Source organism: Pseudoxanthomonas suwonensis 11-1 (genome assembly GCF_000185965.1).
GTDB classification, from domain to species: domain Bacteria; phylum Pseudomonadota; class Gammaproteobacteria; order Xanthomonadales; family Xanthomonadaceae; genus Pseudoxanthomonas; species Pseudoxanthomonas suwonensis_A.
The window spans coordinates 289,562-307,453 of the sequence record NC_014924.1 but is presented as its reverse complement, the minus strand read 5'-3'; the positions used below and the strand labels follow the sequence as shown (position 1 = coordinate 307,453).

The following is a 17,892-nucleotide window of genomic DNA, read 5'->3' as shown; positions in this document are numbered from 1 at the left end:
ACATCCCGGGCCGGACGGGGACGGTCAGTGGAAGGCATGGACCGGGCGGTGGGTGCGGACCGCCATGACCAGGCCCAGGCCGGCCAGCAGCGACACCGCCGAGGTGCCGCCATAGCTCAGCAGCGGCATGGGCACGCCGACCACCGGCAGCAGGCCGGAGACCATGCCGCCGTTGACCAGCACGTAGACGAAGAAGGCCAGGCCCAGCGAGCCGGCCAGCAGCCGCGAGTAGCCGTCGCGGGCCTGGGCGGCGATCCACAGGCAGCGGCCGATCACGAACAGGTACAGGGCCAGCATCGTGGCCACGCCGACCCAGCCGAACTCCTCGCTCAGCACCGAGAAGGCGAAGTCGGTGGTCTGCTCGGGGATGAAGTTGAGGTGGGACTGGCTGCCCTCGCCCCAGCCCTTGCCGGTCAGGCCGCCGGAGCCGATCGCGATCTTGGACTGGATGATGTTCCAGCCCGCGCCCAGCGGATCGCGCTCGGGATCGAGGAAGGTCAGGATGCGGTCCTTCTGGTATGGCCGCAGCAGCCAGAACCAGGCCACCGGAGCCACCGCCGCGACGCCGCCGACGCCCACGCCCACCCACCACCACGGCAGCCCGGCCAGCAGCAGGGCGAACACGCCACTGCTGGCGATCAGCATGGCGGTGCCGAAGTCCGGCTGCAGCAGGATCAGGCCGGTCGGCAGCGCGATCAGCGCGCCGGTGGCCAGCACCGTCGGCACCCGCGGCGGCAGCGGCCGCGAGTGCAGGTACCAGGCGACCATCATCGGCAGCGCGATCTTCAGCAGCTCCGAGGGCTGCAGGTAGAACACGCCCAGGTTCAGCCAGTGCCGGCCGTGCTTGCCGGTGCCGACCAGCAGCACCGCCAGCAGCGGCAGCATGGACAGGAAGTACACCGTTGGCGACCACGCGCGCAGGCGGATCACCGAGACCCGCGACAGTGCCCACATCGCCACCGCGCCCACCGCGAAACGCGCGCCCTGGGCCTTGACCAGGGCCGCGCCGCCACTGGGACCACCGGCGCTGTAGAGCACCGCCAGGCCGAAGGCCATCAGCCCGGCCAGGGCCAGGCACAGCGGCCAGTCCAGGGTGCGCACGAAGCGCCCGCCCATGTCCAGCAGCCAGCGCAGGAAATCCCTCATCGGCCGTTCTCCTGCGCCGCGGGCGGCTCGGTGGTCCCGGCGGCGGATCCATCGTCGCCGGCCGGCGCTGCCGCCGGTACGGTGGCCGGCGCAGGGGCGCGCGCAGCCGGTGCATCCACGGCGGGAGCGGCGGCGCGCTGCAGCTGCGGCTGGCGCCGGAGCCAGCTGCCGAAGTTGTTGTCGGCGGGGTTGCGGTCGCCGGCCTGCGCCGGGGTACGCCGCGACGGGGGCGGCGGCAGCGGCAGTTCGCCATCGGTCGCCGGCGTGCAGCCTGCCTCAGCGGCTGCGCCTGCGCCCGCGCAGCTGGCAGGCGCCGGCGCTGCATCCAGCGGCTCCACGCCGTCCGGCAGCTTGCCCAGCAGCCAGGCGTCGAAGATCTTGCGCGCGATCGGCGCGGCGGTGCTGCCGCCGTAACCGCCGCCTTCCACCGCCACCGCCACCGCGATCTGCGGGTCCTCGGCCGGAGCGAAGCCGATGAACAGCGCGCGGTGGCGCAGGTGCATGGGCAGGCTGCGCGGATCGACCGCGCCGGTGCCGCGGCGGCTGACCACCTGCGCGGTACCGGTCTTGCCGGCCATCCGGTACGGCGCGCCGACGCTCATCATGCGCGCGGTGCCGCCGGGGCCGTGGATGGTCATCTCCATGCCCTCGCGCACCACCCGCAGGTTGTCCGGGCGCTCGCTGATCTGGCCCGGTTCGCCGCGCTCCAGCGCCGACCACGGCGCGTCGAAGCGGTCGCGGCGCGCCTCGACCAGGTGCGGCCGGCGCAGGTGGCCATCGTCGGCGAGGGCGCCGGTGGCGCGCACCATCTGCAGCGGGGTGACCTTCCAGTCGCCCTGGCCGATGGAGATGTTCACGGTGTCGCCCGGATACCAGCGCTCCTTGCGCTGGCGCAGCTTCCACGCCGGGCTGGGCAGGATGCCGGTGCTCTCGCCCACCAGGTCGATGCCGGACGGCTCGCCGAAGCCGTAGCGGGTCAGGTACTGCTGGATCCGCTCGATGCCCATGTCCAGCGCCAGCTGGTAGTAGTACGTGTTGACCGAATCGGCGATCGACTTGCGCGCATCGGTCCAGCCGTGGCCGCCGCGGTGCGAGTCGCCCCAGCCGCGGCTGTTGCCGGGCAGGTAGAACATGCCGGTGGACAGGGTGCGGTCCTCGGGGCGGCGCACGCCGCTGTCCAGGCCGGCCAGGGCCAGGAACGGCTTGAGGGTCGAGCCCGGGGCCACGCCGCCGAGCACCGCGCGGTTGAACTGCGGGCGCGAGGGGTTGTCCATCAGCGCGCGATAGTCGGCGTGCGAGATGCCGTTGACGAACAGGTTGGGGTCGTAGGACGGCAGGCTCACCAGGGCCAGGATCTCGCCGGTGCGCGGATCCATCGCCACCGCCGTGCCCTCCAGCTCGCCGAACGCGGCCACCGCGGCGCGCTGCAGTTCGGCATCGATCGACAGCCGCAGGTCCGAGCCCGGCCGCGCCGGCACACGGCCGACCGTGCGCAGCGCGCGGCCCTGGACGTTGGTCTCGATCTGCTCGTAGCCGACCTTGCCGCGCAGCAGGTCCTCGTAGGAGCGCTCGATGCCGGTCTTGCCGATGTGGGTCAGCGCGGTGCCGCCCTCGCCCAGCGTCTCCAGGTCCTTCTCGTCGATCCGGCCGACGTAGCCGATCACGTGCGCGAACAGGTCGCCATAGGGATAGTGCCGGGTCAGGTACGGCTCCATCTCCACGCCGGGGAAGCGCCAGCGGTTGACCGCGAAGGCGGCCATCTCCTCGTCGCTCAGGCGCAGCTTCAGGGTGATCGGGCGGAAGCCGCGGCCGGCCTTGCGCTCGCGCCGGAAGTGCTCGATCTCGTCCTCGTCCAGCGGGATCAGCTGGCCCAGCTCGGCCAGCAGCTTCTCGGTATCGCCGGCCTTGTCCGGGGTCACGTCCAGGCGGAACGCCGGCACGTTCTCGGCCAGCAGCCGGCCCTGGCGGTCGTAGATCATGCCCCGCGCCGGCACCACCGGGCGCGGGCGGATGCGGTTGGCTTCCGAACGGGTGGCGAAGTCGTCGTGCTGCAGCACCTGCAGGCGGAAGTACCAGGCCGCCAGCCCGCCCAGGGCCAGGGCCGCGACCAGGAAGCCGAGCGCGGCGCGGCGCCGGAACTGCTCGGCCTCGGCGTGCGGGTTCTTGGAAGCGCGGCGGCTGGCCATCCCTGGACCTCAGTCCCGGCGACCCAGGCGCAGGGCGTCCAGCAGCAGGAACAGCGGCGGCCACAGGGCCATGCCCAGCAGTGGCGCCCACCAGTATTCCCACGGCAGCAGCGGCTGGCCGAGGGCCAGGTTCACCGCGGCGTCGACGATGCGGTCGTTGAGCAACAGCGCGCCGATCGCCAGCGCCTGCTGCGACAGCGGGAAGAACCGCAGCCGCGCGCGGAAGCGCTGCAGGATGAAGGCCATGATCACCAGCCGCAGCGCCTGCTCGCCGAGCAGGCTGCCGTAGGCCAGGTCGGCGATGAGGCCGCAGGCGAAGGCCAGGCCGAGGCCGGCGCGCGAGGGCGTCTCGATCACCCAGTAGGCCAGCACCAGCGCCACCCAGTACGGGCGCAGCGGCTGCAGCTGCGCGTGCAGCGGCAGCAGGCCCAGCAGCAGGGCCAGCAGCAGGCTCAGTGGCAGCACCCAGCCGCCCAGGCGGTCGCGGGCGCTCATCGGGTCGCCTCCTGCGGAGGCTGTGATTCGTTATTCGGGATTCGGGATTCGGAAGAGCGGACGGTCTCGGGTCCAGCCGGCTCTCCTTGCGCGGCCGGATCCCCGGGCTCGCCGGGGACGGGGGGAAGCGGGAGGTCGGGGGCGGCGCCGGGGCGCAGCAGGAGCACGTCGCGGCCGCGGTCCAGCTGGGCGGCGGGCTTCAGCTCGCCGACCAGGAAGGCCTGGCTGTCGTCCGGATGCAGGGCGGAGATGGTCGCGACCGGGAAGCCCGGCGGGAAGCGCCCGCCCAGGCCCGAGGTGACCAGCTGGTCGCCGACCTGCACGTCCTGGTTGAGCGGGATGTCGCGCAGCTCCAGGCGGTCGCCGCGCCCGTACACGATCAGGCGCACGCCGTTGCGCGCGACCATCACCGGCACCGCGTGGTCCGGGTCGGTCAACAGCAGCACGGTGGACTGGGTGGGGGTGGTCTCGATCACCTGGCCAAGCAGGCCGCCGGCGTCGATCACCGCCTGCCCGCGCTGCACGCCCTGGTTGCCGCCGGCACGCAGCACCAGGCGCTGGCGCGAGGGCGCGAGGTCGATGTCCAGCACCGGCACCAGCTGCACGTCCAGCCCGCGGCGCTCGACCACGCCGAGCAGTTCACGCAGCTGGGCGTTGTCGACCGCGGCGTTGCGCAGCCGGGTCAGGCGCGCGTTGGCCAGCAGCAGCTCGTTGCGCAGGCGGCGGTTCTCCTCGGCCAGGCTGGCGCGCGAGGCCAGGCCTTCGCGCATGCTGCCACCGATCATCCCGGGCAGCCCGGCGACGCTGCGCAGCGGCTGCACCAGCACGGTGGCGTGCCCGCGGATCCACGTCAGCCAGCCGCCACGGTGGTCCAGGACCAGCAGCGCCACGGCCAGGGCGAGGTAGGCCAGCAGCCGCAGGGGACCGGGTTCACCGGGGCGCGCAGCTTGGGAAGAACCGGCGTAGGACGACACGGACGGTGATCAGTCGGGGCAGCGCGGCGGAGGTGGGAGTATGGCGGCGCTCGTGGCCGCTGGCGAACGCCGCCCCGGGACGCGGTGCGGCGCGGGCGGCCTGGGCGGCCAGGTCAGTCCGGCGCGAAGAACTCGTTGCCGTGCATGTCGACCAGCTCCAGCGCGCGGCCACCGCCGCGGGCCACGCAGGTCAGCGGGTCGTCGGCGACCTGCACGTGCAGGCCGGTTTCCTCGGAGATCAGCTTGTCCAGGTCGGCCAGCAGGGCGCCGCCGCCGGTCAGCACGATGCCGCGCTCGGCCACGTCGGCGCCCAGCTCCGGCGGGGTCTGCTCCAGCGCCAGCTTGACCGCCGAGACGATGCCGGACAGCGGCTCGTGCAGGGCCTCGAGCACCTCGTTGGAGTTGATCTTGATCATCTTCGGCACGCCCTCGGCGAGGTTGCGGCCGGTGATCTCCATCTCCTTGGCCTCGGCCTGCGGGTAGGCGCAGCCCAGCTCCATCTTGATCCGCTCGGCGGTCACTTCGCCGATCAGCATGCCGTGGTTGCGGCGCACGTAGTTGGTGATCGCCTCGTCGAAGCGGTCGCCGCCGATGCGCACCGAGGCCGAGTACACGATGCCGTTGAGCGAGATCACCGCCACCTCGGTGGTGCCGCCGCCGATGTCGATGACCATCGAGCCGCGCGCCTCGGACACCGGCATGCCGGCGCCGATCGCCGCGGCCATCGGCTCTTCGATCAGGTAGACGTCGCGCGCACCGGCCTCCTCGGCCGATTCCTTGATCGCGCGGCGCTCGACCTGGGTCGAGCCGGCCGGCACGCACACCAGCACGCGCGGGCTCGGGCGCAGCACCCGGGCCTTGTGCACCTTCTTGATGAAGTGCTTGAGCATGGCCTCGGTGTAGGTGAAGTCGGCGATGACGCCGTCCTTCATCGGGCGGATGGTGGTGATGTTGCCCGGGGTGCGGCCCAGCATCTGCTTGGCCTCCGCGCCCACCGCCGCCACCGAGCGGGTGCCGCCGATCGCGCGGTCCTGGCGCACCGCCACCACCGAAGGCTCGTTCAGCACGATGCCCTGCCCGCGGACATAGATCAGGGTATTGGCCGTGCCCAGGTCGATGGACAGGTCGTTGGAGAACATGCCGCGGAGCTTCTTGAACATCGAGGGGCGGTCCTGGGGTTTCCGGGTAGGAAAGGAGGCGGGGCGTGGCGGAACCGGCGAGGTGCCGGTGCTTGCGCGGTCGGCGCCAGGAGGCGCGCCGATGGCGAAATTTTGGACAGCAAAAACAGGTCGGCTAGCCTAGCAACGGGGCCGGTCCCCGGCAAGGAATTCCGCGGTAAACCGGGGGTTTGGACGCTCCCACGGCGTCGCCGGCGCCGCCACAGGTCCCGCTCCGGACTGGCCGCGCGGGGACGCAGCCGGTAACCTTTGCGCCGCGGCGCGAGGCCGCAGCCCCCGTCACGCGCGCCCGCGCCCGAGTACCAGACCGATGTCCACCCTGATCTGTGGTTCCCTTGCCTACGACACCATCATGGTGTTCCCGGACCAGTTCAAGAACCACATCCTGCCGGACAAGGTCCACATCCTGAACGTCTCGTTCCTGGTGCCGCGGATGCGCCGCGAGTTCGGCGGCTGCGCCGGCAACATCGCCTACAACCTGCACCTGCTGGGCGGCAAGCCGGTGCCGATGGGCACCGTGGGCGGCGATTTCGGCCCCTACCGCGAGCACTTCGAGGCCCTGGGCATCGACCTGTCGCAGGTGAAGGTGATCGAGGAGCTGTTCACCCCGCAGGCCTTCATCACCACCGACCACGACAACAACCAGATCACCGCCTTCCATCCGGGCGCGATGATGCGTTCGCACGAGAACCACGTGAAGGACGTCCCGGGCATCACCCTGGGCCTGGTCGGTCCGGACGGCCGCGAGGGCATGCTGCAGAACGCCACCGAATTCAAGGAGATGGGCGTGCCGTTCATCTTCGACCCGGGCCAGGCCATGCCGCTGTTCAACGGCCAGGAGCTGCGCCAGTTCATCGAGGCGGCCGACTACGTGGTGGTCAACGACTACGAGTCCAACCTGCTGCAGGAGCGCACCGGCTGGAGCGACCGCGAGATCGTCTCGAAGGTCCAGGCCTACATCACCACCCAGGGCCCGCGCGGCGCCCTGGTGCACACCCCGGAGAAGACCTACGAGGTCCCGCCGGCGCACGAGCGCCGCGTGGTCGACCCGACCGGCTGTGGCGACGCCTTCCGCGCCGGCCTGATCTTCGGCATCGAGAAGGGCTACGACTGGCTGACCATCGGCCGCATGGGCAACCTGATGGGCGCGCTCAAGGTCGAACACCCGGGCACCCAGAACCAGCGTTTCGACTTCGCCGAGTTCAACGAGCACTTCCGCCAGCAGTTCGGCTACAGCCTGGGCTGATATCCCCGGCGCGGCCTTGCCGCGTCGCCGGGCTCGGCCCCGGATCTGGGGTGCCAGGCAGGCCCGGACAGGGCGCCTCTCCCGGAGGAAGACCGGAAGCAGAAAGGCCAGGACTCGCGTCCTGGCCTTTTCCGTTCGGGCCCGGCGCCCTACTCCGGCTCGCCCGCCGATCCGCCCTGCAGCACCGCGGCCACCGGTTCCGGGGCATTGGCCGCGGCCCGTTCCAGCCAGGCCGGCAGCTCGCGGCGCGGCACGCCGTCGCGTCGCGCCTTCTCCAGCTGTCCGAGCATCCACTGCCGGCGCACGGGATCGTCGCCAGCGTGGAACAGGGCGAGGTCGCGGTCCATCCAGCGCCGCACCAGCACGAACAGCACCACGTGCATGGCGATGGCCAGCGCGCTGACCACCCCCACGACCACGTAGTCCATGTCCAGCATGGCCGCCGGTCAGTCCCAGCCGGGCATCTGGCTGCCGTCCAGGCCGCCGACCTCGAACACCGCGGTGCGGGTGCCGCCGGCCTTGACCGGGAAGGTCACCTCCAGCCGCTGCGCCTTGCGCATGCGCTTCCACAGGCCGCGGTAGTCCTCGATGAACATGGCGATGGCCTCGTCGGTCTTCGGCCGCCAGCCCGGCATCTTCAGGCTTTCGTCGTCGAACTTCACCGCCAGCCGGCAACCGCCGTAGCAGTCGAAATCGCCGCCCTTCAGCACCAGGTAGGCGCTGCGCTTCCAGTCCGGGTGGTCGCGGATCACCAGCTGCACCGGGACCGGAGCCTCGCCGCCGGTGTCCACCGGCTCGCTGCTGAGGATCGCCGCGGTGACCTGGTCGCCCTTGCCGGCCGGGGTGCGGCCGTAGTCCCACAGCAGGGCCAGGCGGCGCTGCTCGCGGGCCTGCTCGGCCCTGGCCTTGACCTCGTCCAGGCCGGGGCCGATGGCCGCGGCCGCTTCGCTGTCGGGGTACTGGTCAAGCAGGGCCACGCCATGGATCCGCGCCAGCTCCCAGTTGGAACTGGCCACCGCCGATTCGTACTGCTTCTGCAGCTCGGCAGCCTTGCGTTCCATGGCCTCGGCCTGGGCGGCCAGCTGCGCCTGGCGTTCGGCCTCGCGGTCGGTGCAGGCCGTGGTCGCGGCAAGGGTGGTGGCCGCCAGCAGCAGGGCCAGGGACGCTCGGGTACGGATCGGCTTCATGCGCTGCCTCGTCGGACGACACGGGCGCGCCGGGAGTGCCGGCGCGCCCGCTTGCTCATTGCTGCTTCGCGCCCTCGGCGCGGGCCAGGATCGCCTCGACCGAGGCGGTGGTGATCGGGTGGTAGCCCGGACGCGCGCGCTCGAACACCTCGCGGGCGAAGGCCAGGCCTTCCGGGGTCTTCACCAGTTCCACGTAGACCGGCAGGATCAGCTTGCGCCGGCCGACGCGCTGGATGAACTCGCCGGCCGCCGGCAGCGCTTCCTGGTAGCCGCTGCGGATCGCCAGCGGGTACCAGCGCATGGCGATCTCGCCGTTGGCGGTGCCGGTGAACCCGTAGGCCTTGTCCAGCTGCGCCAGCTGCTCGGGCTTCAGGGTCTCGCCCATGCCTTCCAGGAAATGCACCCAGGCCTGGGTGCCCCAGTCGTTGGCGATCTGCGGGTTGGGCAGCTGCGCGCTGCCGCGCCAGGCGATGCGCGCGGTATCGACGTTGGAGAAGGTGCGCGAGCGCGCCGCGGTGGCGAACGCCGGGATGCCCGGCTGCTTCAGCCACGCGTCCAGCTCTTCCCGGGTCACCGCGTTCGGGTTCTTCGGCAGCAGGTTCTTGTGCAGGTAGGCGATGAACTGGTCGCTGTCGGTGCTCTGGAAGGCGTGGTCGTCGAACCAGCCGCGCAGGAACGGATCGAACACCTCGCGGCCGAAGCGCTGCTCCAGGAACTGCAGGAACCAGGCGCCCTTGGTGTAGGCCACTTCGCTCAGCGCCTCGTCCGGGTCACGCGCGTCCAGCGCCGGCAGCACCAGCAGCTGGTCCTCCGGCTTCATCGCCTGCATGTCGGCCTTCACCCCGGCCTGGTCGATCTGGCGCTCCATCTCGGCCAGCTCGGCGCCGTACAGCGCTTCGACGATGCGGCCCTGGACGTAGGTGGTGAAACCCTCGTTGAGCCAGATGTCCTTCCAGCTGGCATTGGTCACCAGGTTGCCGGACCAGCTGTGCGCCAGCTCGTGGGCGATCAGCGAGACCAGCGACTTGTCGCCCACGATCACGGTCGGGGTGATGAAGCTCAGGCGCGGGTTCTCCATGCCGCCGAACGGGAACGACGGCGGCAGCACCAGCATGTCGTAGCGCTCCCAGCGATAGGCCCCGTAGAGCTTCTCGGTGGTGGCGATCATCTGCTCGGTGTCCTCGAACTCGGCGACCGCACGGTCGACCATGGACGGCTCGGCCCACACGCCGCTGCGCGCGGAGATCGGCTTGAACACCAGGTCGCCGGCGGCGATCGCAAGCAGGTAGGACGGGATCGGCTGCGGCATCTGGAAGCTGTAGTCGCCATCGCGCGCCGCGGCCGGGTCGTTGTCGGCGCTCATCAGCACCATCACGTCCGGACGCGAGGTCACGTGCGCGCTGTAGGTGAAGCGCACGCCGGGGGTGTCCTGCAGCGGCACCCAGCTGCGGGCGTGGATCGCCTGCGACTGGCTGAACATGAAGGGCAGCTGCTTGCCCTCGGTCATCGACGGCTCCAGCCACTGCAGGCCGGAAGCCTCGGGCGAGGTGGCGTAGGTGACGCGGACCTTGGCGTTGCGCCCGGGAGCCTCGATCACCAGCCTGCTGCCGAACACCGGGTCGGCATCGGCCAGCGAGTACTGCAGCTCCGACCAGGCGCCGTCGGCCTCGCCCTCGACCTTGTCGATGGTGAGGTCACGGGTGTCCAGCACCAGCTGGCTGGCCTTGTCGTCGGCCCACTCCAGCGCGTAGGTGGCGGTGCCGGAAAGCGTGCGGGAATCGAAGTCCAGCTCCAGGTCCAGGGCCAGGTCGGCGATGCGCACCTTCTCCGGCTCGGAGTAGGAGCTCTCGTCGTGGCGGCGCGCGGAGGCCTGGGCGGCCTTGGCGGGACGGGCTTCGGGATTGGCGTTGTCGGCCGGACCGGCCTTGTCGCCGGAGCAGCCGCTGGCGGCGGCGGTCATGGCAAGGGTGAGCAGCAGTGCGGGAAAGCGCATGTCGTAAGGTCAAGCGGAAAACACCGAGTGTAACCCGGCCCACCACGCCGCCCGATCCGCCGGAAGCCATGCCTGGCCCGCCCCACCGTGGGAGAGGGCCGGCGCCAGGGCGCGCCCCCGGCATCGGGCCATCCAGTCGCGCCGACACCCGCGCCCTGCCCGCCCGCAGCAATGCAGGCAGGCCAAGTCCGTCAAACCACAGACCGCAGGCCGCCCCTGGCGGCCCGCCCTCAGATCTTGTAGCCGGTATGCACGGCGACGATGCCGCCGCTCATGTTCACGTAGCTGCAGCGCGACAGCCCGGCTTCTTCCATCATCGCCTTCAGCTCTTCCTGCGGCGGATGCTTGCGGATGCTCTCGGCCAGGTACTGGTAGCTGGCCGGATCGCCGGCGAACAGGCTGCCCAGCTTCGGCAGGACCTTGAACGAGTGGAAGTCGTAGATCGGCTTGAACCACTCCGCGCGCACTTCCGAGAACTCCAGCACCCGGGCCTGGCCGCCGACCCGCAGCACGCGCGCGATCTCGCGCAGGGCCGCGTCCTTGTCGGTCACGTTGCGCAGGCCGAAGGCCATGGTCACCAGGTCGAAGCTGTCGTCCGGGAACGGCAGCTTCTCGGCGTTGCACTGCACGTACTCGAGGCCGGAGACCAGGCCGCGGTCGGTCAGGCGGTCGCGACCGACCGAGAGCATGCCGGCATTGATGTCGCCCAGCACGATGTGGCCGTTGGCGCCCACGCGCGGCTTGAGCAGCGCGGCGATGTCGCCGGTACCGCCGGCCAGGTCCAGGACCCGGTCGCCCGGCTTCACCTGGCAGGTGGCGGTGAAGTACCGCTTCCACGCCCGGTGGATGCCCAGGCTCATCAGGTCGTTCATCAGGTCGTACTTGCGCGCGACCGAGGTGAACACCTGGCCCACCAGCTTCTGCTTCTCCGTCGCCGGGACGTCACGGAAGCCGAAGTGGGTGGTGCCGCGTTCGTAGGGGGATTCGCTCATGGCGGGAATTATGGCACCGGCGGCCCCCGGCCGGGGTCACGGAGACGTCGGGCCCGGGCACGGGCTGCCCATCGTGGCGCCGCCGGCGTACGCTTCCACGCCCCCCGCCCCGGCCCGCACAGAAGGAACCGCCCATGAGCCAGACCCCCGACCACCGCGCCATGCTCGCCATCGCCGTCGAAGAAGCCCGCCAGGGCCTGGCCGAGGGCGGCATCCCGATCGGCGCGGCCCTGTTCGCCGCCGACGGCACCCTGCTCGGCCGCGGCCACAACCGCCGCGTGCAGGAAAACGATCCTTCCGTGCACGGCGAGACCGACGCCTTCCGCAAGGCCGGGCGCCAGCGCTCCTACCGCGACACCATCATGGTCACCACCCTGTCCCCGTGCTGGTACTGCAGCGGCCTGGTCAGGCAGTTCGGCATCGGCACGGTGGTGATGGGCGAGGCGGTCAACTTCCAGGGCGGCCACGACTGGCTGCGCGAGCAGGGCGTCGAGGTCGTCGACCTCGACGACGACGAATGCATCCGCATGCTCGGCGACTGGATCGCCGCCAACCCGCATGTCTGGAACGAGGACATCGGCGAGGACGGCGACTGCGACCACGCGCACTGACCGGCTGACCGGCGCCGGCGCGCGGGTGGTTCTCGCCGCCTGCACGCCTGCCGCCACAGACTCGGGGCATGCCCGAGTCCCCTGACGACCTGGTCGTCCTGCGCCCGGAAGGGCTTTACTGCCCGCCCGGCGATTTCCATATCGATCCGTGGCGGCCGGTGCCGCGTGCGGTCATCACCCATGGCCACGGCGACCACGCCCGCGGCGGCATGGGCGAGTACCACTGCACCCGCGAGTCGCTGCCGATCCTGCGCTGGCGCCTGGGCGAGCAGGTGGTGCATGCGCACGGCTACGGCGAGGCCTTCAGCATCGGCCGGGCGCGGGTGTCGCTGCATCCGGCCGGTCACGTGCTGGGCTCGGCCCAGGTCAGGATCGAGGCCGATGGCCAGGTCTGGGTCGCCTCGGGCGACTACAAGCGCCAGCCCGATCCCACCTGCGCACCGTTCGAGCCGGTCCGGTGCGACACCTTCATCACCGAGGCCACCTTCGGCCTGCCGGTGTACCGCTGGCCGGACACGCGCCAGGTCGCCGCGGACATCGTGCGGTGGCGGCGGCAGTGCGCCGAACGCGGCGAGGTCGCGATCCTGTACTGCTACGCGCTGGGCAAGGCGCAGCGGGTGCTGGCCGAGCTTCGCGGGCTCGACGACATGCCGGCGCTGCTGCACGGCGCGATCGACGCCGGGGTGCAGGTCTACCGCCAGGCCGGCATCGCCATGCTCGACACCGAGCGCGTCTCCGACCTGCCCCGCAACGAGGACTGTGCCGGGCGCCTGGTGATAGCCCCGCCCTCGGCGGCAGGCAGCGCCTGGTTGCGTCGCTTCCGTCGCGCCCAGCACGGCTTCGCCTCCGGCTGGATGCGGATCCGCGGCAACCGCCGCCGGCGCAACGTGGATCGCGGCTTCGTGGTCTCCGACCACGCCGACTGGCCGGACCTGCTGCGCACCATCGCCGACACCGGCGCGCGCCGGATCATCGCCACCCATGGCAATACCGACGCGCTGGTGCGGCACCTGTGCGAACAGGGCGTGGCCGCCGAGTCCTTCCACACCGGCTATGGCGACGAGAGCCTGCAGGACGCCACGCCCGCCGACGCGGCACCGGAGCCGGGCGCATGAGGCGCTTCGCCGCCCTGTACCGCGAGCTGGACCGCAGCACCGCCACCGGCGACAAGCGTGCGGCCCTGGTCGCGTACTTCCGCGAGGCGCCGCCGGCAGACGCCGCCTGGGCCCTGCACCTGCTGTCCGGCGGCAAGATCTCCGGCGCCGGACGCAAGATCGCCGCAAGCGGCGAACTGCGTGCCTGGGTCGGCGAGGTCTCCGGCCTGCCCGACTGGCTGGTCGACGACAGTTACTCGCAGGTAGGCGACCTGGCCGAGACCGTGACCCTGCTGCTGGACGATCCCGATGGTCCTGGCGAGGACGTGCCGCTGGCCGGGTGGATCGAGCAGCGCCTGCTGCCGCTGGCCAACGCCGCGCCGGAAGTACGCCGCGCCGCAATCACCGGAGCCTGGCGCAGCCTGTGCTTCGACGAACGCCTGGCGTTCAACAAGCTGCTGACCGGATCGCTGCGCGTGGGCGTGTCGCAGCGGCTGGTGCAGCAGGCGCTGGCTGAGCTGTCGGGCGTGGATATCGCCCGCATCGCCCAGCGCATGCTCGGCACGTGGACGCCGGATGCCGGGTGGATGGCGCACCTGCTCGATCCGGAGGAACGTCCCGGCGACCGCCAGCAGCCCTACCCGTTCTTCCTCGCCTCGCCGCTTGAAGTCGAACCGGAAAGCCTGGGCCCGGTGGCGGACTGGCTGCTGGAATGGAAGTGGGACGGCATCCGCGTGCAGCTGCTGCGCCGCGACGGCGAGGTCGCACTGTGGTCGCGCGGCGAGGAGCGGCTGGACGGCCGCTTCCCCGAGATCGAGCTGGCCGCCACCGCGCTGCCGGACGGCACCGTGATCGACGGCGAGCTGCTGGCCTGGCGCGAAGGCGAGGCCGCGCCAATGCCGTTCACCGCCCTGCAGACCCGCATCCAGCGCCGCAAGCCCGGGCCGAAGACCCTCGCCGATACGCCGGTGCGTGTCGTGGCCTACGACCTGCTGGAACTGGATGGCCAGGACCTGCGCGCGCTGCCACAGCTGGAACGCCGCGCCCGGCTCGAACAGGTGCTGGCGACGCTGGATGATCCGCGCATCGTGCTTTCGCCCCAGGTCGCGCCTGCCAGCTGGGAACATGCCGCCGGATTGCGCACCCAGTCGCGCGAGCGCGGCGTCGAAGGCCTGATGCTCAAGCGTGCGGACGCGGTGTACCAGTCGGGTCGCCGGCGCGGCGACTGGTGGAAGTGGAAGGTCGAGCCGCTGACCATCGACGCGGTACTGATCTATGCCCAGGCCGGCCACGGCCGCCGCAGCACGCTGTTCACCGACTACACCTTCGGTCTTTGGCACGAGGGTGCGCTGGTGCCGGTGGCCAAGGCTTACTCGGGCCTGGACGACAAGGAGATCCTGAAGCTCGACCGCTGGATCCGCGCGCACACGCTGGAACGCTTCGGCCCCGTGCGCTCGGTGGAAGCGGTGCAGGTGTTCGAGCTGGGCTTCGAGGCGGTCAACCGCAGCAGCCGGCACAAGTCCGGGATCGCCGTGCGCTTCCCGCGCATCCTGCGCTGGCGCCACGACAAGCCCGCCGCGGAGGCCGACGTGCTGGCCACGCTGCAGGCGCTGGCGCGATGAAGGCGGAGCCGGCCACGCCCGCGCCGCCACCGCGACTGGCGGCCGCTGCGCTGCGCCGCGCGCGCCAGCAGCTGGACGCCTGGTTCGCCCAGCGCGAGTGGACCCCACTGCGTTTCCAGCGCGAGGTCTGGCGCCGCGCGCTTGCCGGGGAGTCGGGCCTGCTGCACACGCCTACCGGCAGCGGCAAGACCCTCGCGGTGGCCGGAGCTTCGCTGGTCGAGGCCTTGGCGCGCGCCGAGGCCGCGCCGAAGACGAAGCGCCGGGTGCGCGCCGCCGAAGCGCATCCGCTGCGGCTGCTGTGGATCACGCCCCTGCGCGCGCTCGCCGCCGACACCACCCGCGCCCTGCGCGAGCCGGCCGAGGCGCTGGGACTGGACTGGCGCGTGGGCCAGCGCACCGGCGACGCCTCCGCGCGCGACCGCCGCCTGGCGCGCGAGGGCGGGCTCGATGCGCTGGTGACCACACCGGAGTCGCTTGCCCTGCTGCTGTCGTATCCCGATACGCCCGAGCGTCTGCGCGCGCTGGACCTGGTGGTGGTCGACGAGTGGCACGAGCTGCTGGGCAACAAGCGCGGCGTGCTGCTGCAGCTCAACCTTGCGCGGTTGCGCGCGCTGCGGCCCGGCCTGCGCATCTGGGGCCTCTCGGCCACGCTCGGCAACCTCGAGCAGGCGCGCGAAGTGCTGCTGCCACATCGTCCGGATGCGGCCCTGGTCGGTGGTACCCGTGCGCGCAGCGTGGCGGTGGAGACGCTGCGTCCCGAGGGCAGGGAGCGCTTTCCCTGGGCTGGCCACCTGGGCCTGGGCCAGCTGTCGCGCGTGCTGCAGCGGCTGCTGGCGGTGCGCAGCAGCCTGCTGTTCACCAATACCCGCGCCCAGGCCGAGCTGTGGCACCAGGCGCTGTCGGCGGTATGGCCCGAGGATCCGGCCACGCTGGCCCTGCACCATGGCTCGCTGGATCCGGCCCTGCGCAGCGCCGCCGAACAGGGCCTGCGCGAAGGCACCGTGCGTTGCGTGGTCGCCACCTCCAGCCTGGACCTGGGCGTGGACTTCCCCGCGGTGGACCAGGTACTGCAGCTGGGCAGCCCCAAGGGCGTGGCGCGGCTGCTGCAGCGCGCCGGGCGTGCGCGGCATCGGCCGGGCGAATCGGGCGAGGTCACCTGCATCCCCACCCACGCGCTCGAGCTGGCGGAGTTCGCCGCAGCACGCCATGCGATCCGCAGCGGCCGGGTCGAGTCGCGTCCGCCTCCGCGGCGCTCGCTCGACGTGCTCGCCCAGCACTGCGTCAGCTGCGCGCTGGCAGGCGGTTTCGACCCGGACGAACTGCTGGACGAGGTACGCGGCACTCATGCCTTCGGCGGGCTGGACGAGGCGACCTGGCAGGCGGTGCTCGACTTCATCGTCCAGGGCGGGCGCGCGCTTTCGCACTACCCGGACTTCCACAAGGTGGTCCGCAGGGACGACGGCCGCTACGTGGTCGAGGAGCGGCGCGTGGCCACCCTGCACCGCCTGTCGATCGGCACCATCACCAGCGATGGCAGCGTCACCGTGCGCATGCTGCGGGGTGGCCGCCTCGGTGCGGTGGAGGAACAATTCGTTGGTCGCCTGCGCCGCGGCGACCGCTTCCAGTTCGCCGGACGCCTGCTGGAGCTGGTGCGGCTGGAGGACATGACCGCCTACGTGCGCCCCGTGCGCGGCGGCGAGGGCGCGGTGCCGACCTGGCGCGGGGGACGCATGCCGCTGTCCTCGCAGCTGGCCGACGAGGTCGAGCTGCTGCTGGGCGAGCCCGACAGCTCGCCGGAGATGCAGGCGCTGGCGCCGTTGCTGGCCCTGCAGCGCCAGCTTTCCGCACTGCCCGCGCCCGGCCGCCTGCTGGCCGAGCAGGTGCTGCTGCGCAAGCGCCTGCACCTGTTCGTCTATCCCTTCGGCGGGCGCCAGGTGAACGAAGGCCTGGCCGCCCTGTTCGCGCTGCGCTGGGGGCGCCTGCAGCGCAACAGCTTCGCGTTCTCGGCCAACGACTACGGGCTGGTGCTGTCGCCGGCGCAGGCGGTGCCGGTGGACGCGTCCGTGCTGCAGGCGATGTTCTCGGCGGACGGACTGGAGGCAGACCTGCGCGAAGCACTCAACCTGGGGGAACTCGCGCGCCGCCGCTTCCGCGAGATCGCGCGCGTGTCCGGCCTGCTGATGCCGTCCCTGCCCGGCCGCCAGCTGCGCAGCCTGCGCCAGCTGCAGGCTTCTTCAGGACTGCTGTTCGACGTGCTCAGCCGGCACGATCCCGGCCACCTGCTGCTGGCCCAGGCCGAGCGCGAGGTGCTGGAGGGCGAGCTGGAGCTGGACCGCCTGGAGCAGGTGCTGCGCGACCGGGGCTCGCGCGAGCTGGTGCTTGCCACCCCACCCGGACTGACGCCTTTGTCGTTCCCGCTCTGGGCCGAAGGCCAGCGCGGCCAGCTCAGCACCGAGGACTGGCGCACCCGCGTGCGCCGCGCCGCCGAACAGCTGGAGCGCCGCCATGGACGCTGAGTGGCGCACGGAACTGGCCGGCGAACCCGTGCACCTGCTCGGCGCGCGCGCGCTCTACCGTCCCCAGGCGCGGGCGCTGCTGATCGCCGACCTGCACCTGGGCAAGGGCGACGCCTTCCGCCGCGCCGGCCTGGCCATCCCCGGCGGTGGCACCGCGCACGACCTGCAGCGGCTCGACGCACTGCTGGCGCTTCATCCCAGCGACGTACTGTGGATCCTCGGCGACCTGCTGCACGGCCCCGCGCCGCGCGCGCACTGGCTGGCGGCATGGCACGCATGGCGCGAGGGACACCGCGGCCTGCGCATCCGCGTGCTGCGCGGCAACCACGACCGTGCCTTCGATGCCTCGGTGCTGGATGTCGAGGACGCGGGCATCGAGCAGCGCGACGGGCCGTTCCTGCTGCGCCACGATCCACGTCCGGCGCGCGATGCGCACGTGCTGTGCGGCCACCTGCATCCGCTCGCCGCCCTGCCCGGCATGCGCCGGCGTTGGCCTGCGTTCTGGCTGCGCGATGGCCTGACCGTGCTGCCTGCGTTCTCCGCCTTCACCGCCGGGGTGGTGCCGATGCAGAAGCCAGGCGAACGCCTGGTGGCCTGCGTCGAGGGCGAAGCCTTCGCCCTGCCGCCCTGGTCGCGGTGAGCGAGGCGTGGC

Annotated in this window: 15 protein-coding genes; 6 read left to right on the top strand and 9 right to left on the bottom strand. The window is 71.8% G+C overall.

From position 1 onward, the window contains the following. Positions 1-24 precede the first annotated feature (24 nt). From rodA to PSESU_RS01355, 5 genes are all read right to left on the bottom strand, one after another. Positions 25-1,146, bottom strand: coding sequence for a rod shape-determining protein RodA (gene rodA / locus PSESU_RS01375; RefSeq protein ID WP_013533969.1), 1,122 nt, complete (start codon positions 1,144-1,146; stop codon positions 25-27). Continuing rightward, entirely contained in the window at positions 1,143-3,332 is a 2,190-nt protein-coding gene (gene mrdA / locus PSESU_RS01370) for a penicillin-binding protein 2 (protein ID WP_013533968.1), read from the bottom strand. Before mrdA ends, rodA begins: the two co-directional genes overlap by 4 nt. Positions 3,333-3,341: 9 nt before the next feature. Further along, complete coding sequence (gene mreD, locus PSESU_RS01365) at positions 3,342-3,827, bottom strand: rod shape-determining protein MreD (RefSeq protein WP_013533967.1); 486 nt, start codon at positions 3,825-3,827, stop codon at positions 3,342-3,344. Then, positions 3,824-4,801 carry a rod shape-determining protein MreC gene (gene mreC / locus PSESU_RS01360; RefSeq protein ID WP_013533966.1) on the bottom strand — a complete coding sequence of 326 codons (978 nt, stop codon included), beginning with the start codon at positions 4,799-4,801 and terminating at the stop codon, positions 3,824-3,826. Before mreC ends, mreD begins: the two co-directional genes overlap by 4 nt. 113 nt (positions 4,802-4,914) lie before the next feature. Then, positions 4,915-5,961 carry a rod shape-determining protein gene (locus PSESU_RS01355; RefSeq protein WP_013533965.1) on the bottom strand — a complete coding sequence of 349 codons (1,047 nt, stop codon included), beginning with the start codon at positions 5,959-5,961 and terminating at the stop codon, positions 4,915-4,917. Between the two features lie 328 nt (positions 5,962-6,289). Here PSESU_RS01355 and PSESU_RS01350 point away from each other — a divergent pair, with 328 nt between their 5' ends. Next, complete coding sequence (locus PSESU_RS01350) at positions 6,290-7,225, top strand: carbohydrate kinase family protein (protein WP_013533964.1); 936 nt, start codon at positions 6,290-6,292, stop codon at positions 7,223-7,225. Positions 7,226-7,374: 149 nt separating this feature from the next. On the opposite strand, the gene PSESU_RS01345 is transcribed toward PSESU_RS01350, so the two are convergent. From PSESU_RS01345 to ubiE, 4 genes are all read right to left on the bottom strand, one after another. Next, positions 7,375-7,662 (bottom strand): hypothetical protein, encoded by a 288-nt coding sequence (locus PSESU_RS01345; protein WP_013533963.1) that lies wholly within the window; start codon positions 7,660-7,662, stop codon positions 7,375-7,377. A gap of 9 nt (positions 7,663-7,671) precedes the next feature. Then, complete coding sequence (locus PSESU_RS01340) at positions 7,672-8,412, bottom strand: hypothetical protein (protein WP_013533962.1); 741 nt, start codon at positions 8,410-8,412, stop codon at positions 7,672-7,674. Positions 8,413-8,467: 55 nt separating this feature from the next. Further along, positions 8,468-10,405, bottom strand: coding sequence for a M1 family metallopeptidase (locus tag PSESU_RS01335; protein ID WP_013533961.1), 1,938 nt, complete (start codon positions 10,403-10,405; stop codon positions 8,468-8,470). Between the two features lie 230 nt (positions 10,406-10,635). Continuing rightward, positions 10,636-11,397 (bottom strand): bifunctional demethylmenaquinone methyltransferase/2-methoxy-6-polyprenyl-1,4-benzoquinol methylase UbiE, encoded by a 762-nt coding sequence (ubiE, locus tag PSESU_RS01330; RefSeq protein ID WP_013533960.1) that lies wholly within the window; start codon positions 11,395-11,397, stop codon positions 10,636-10,638. Positions 11,398-11,531: 134 nt separating this feature from the next. On the opposite strand from ubiE, the gene PSESU_RS01325 reads away from it, so the two are divergent. The 5 genes from PSESU_RS01325 (at position 11,532) to pdeM (ending at position 17,880) form a co-directional block, all read left to right on the top strand. Beyond that, positions 11,532-12,008, top strand: a complete 477-nt coding sequence (locus PSESU_RS01325) for a nucleoside deaminase (RefSeq protein ID WP_013533959.1) — start codon at positions 11,532-11,534, stop codon at positions 12,006-12,008. 68 nt (positions 12,009-12,076) lie between these two features. Then, complete coding sequence (locus PSESU_RS01320; RefSeq protein ID WP_013533958.1) at positions 12,077-13,123, top strand: ligase-associated DNA damage response exonuclease; 1,047 nt, start codon at positions 12,077-12,079, stop codon at positions 13,121-13,123. Next, complete coding sequence (locus tag PSESU_RS01315; protein ID WP_013533957.1) at positions 13,120-14,724, top strand: ATP-dependent DNA ligase; 1,605 nt, start codon at positions 13,120-13,122, stop codon at positions 14,722-14,724. Before PSESU_RS01320 ends, PSESU_RS01315 begins: the two co-directional genes overlap by 4 nt. Beyond that, positions 14,721-17,240, top strand: coding sequence for a ligase-associated DNA damage response DEXH box helicase (locus tag PSESU_RS01310; protein WP_013533956.1), 2,520 nt, complete (start codon positions 14,721-14,723; stop codon positions 17,238-17,240). The genes PSESU_RS01315 and PSESU_RS01310 overlap by 4 nt, the downstream gene beginning before the upstream one ends. Beyond that, entirely contained in the window at positions 17,230-17,880 is a 651-nt protein-coding gene (gene pdeM / locus PSESU_RS01305) for a ligase-associated DNA damage response endonuclease PdeM (RefSeq protein ID WP_013533955.1), read from the top strand. The genes PSESU_RS01310 and pdeM overlap by 11 nt, the downstream gene beginning before the upstream one ends. The last annotated feature ends 12 nt before the right edge of the window (positions 17,881-17,892 follow it).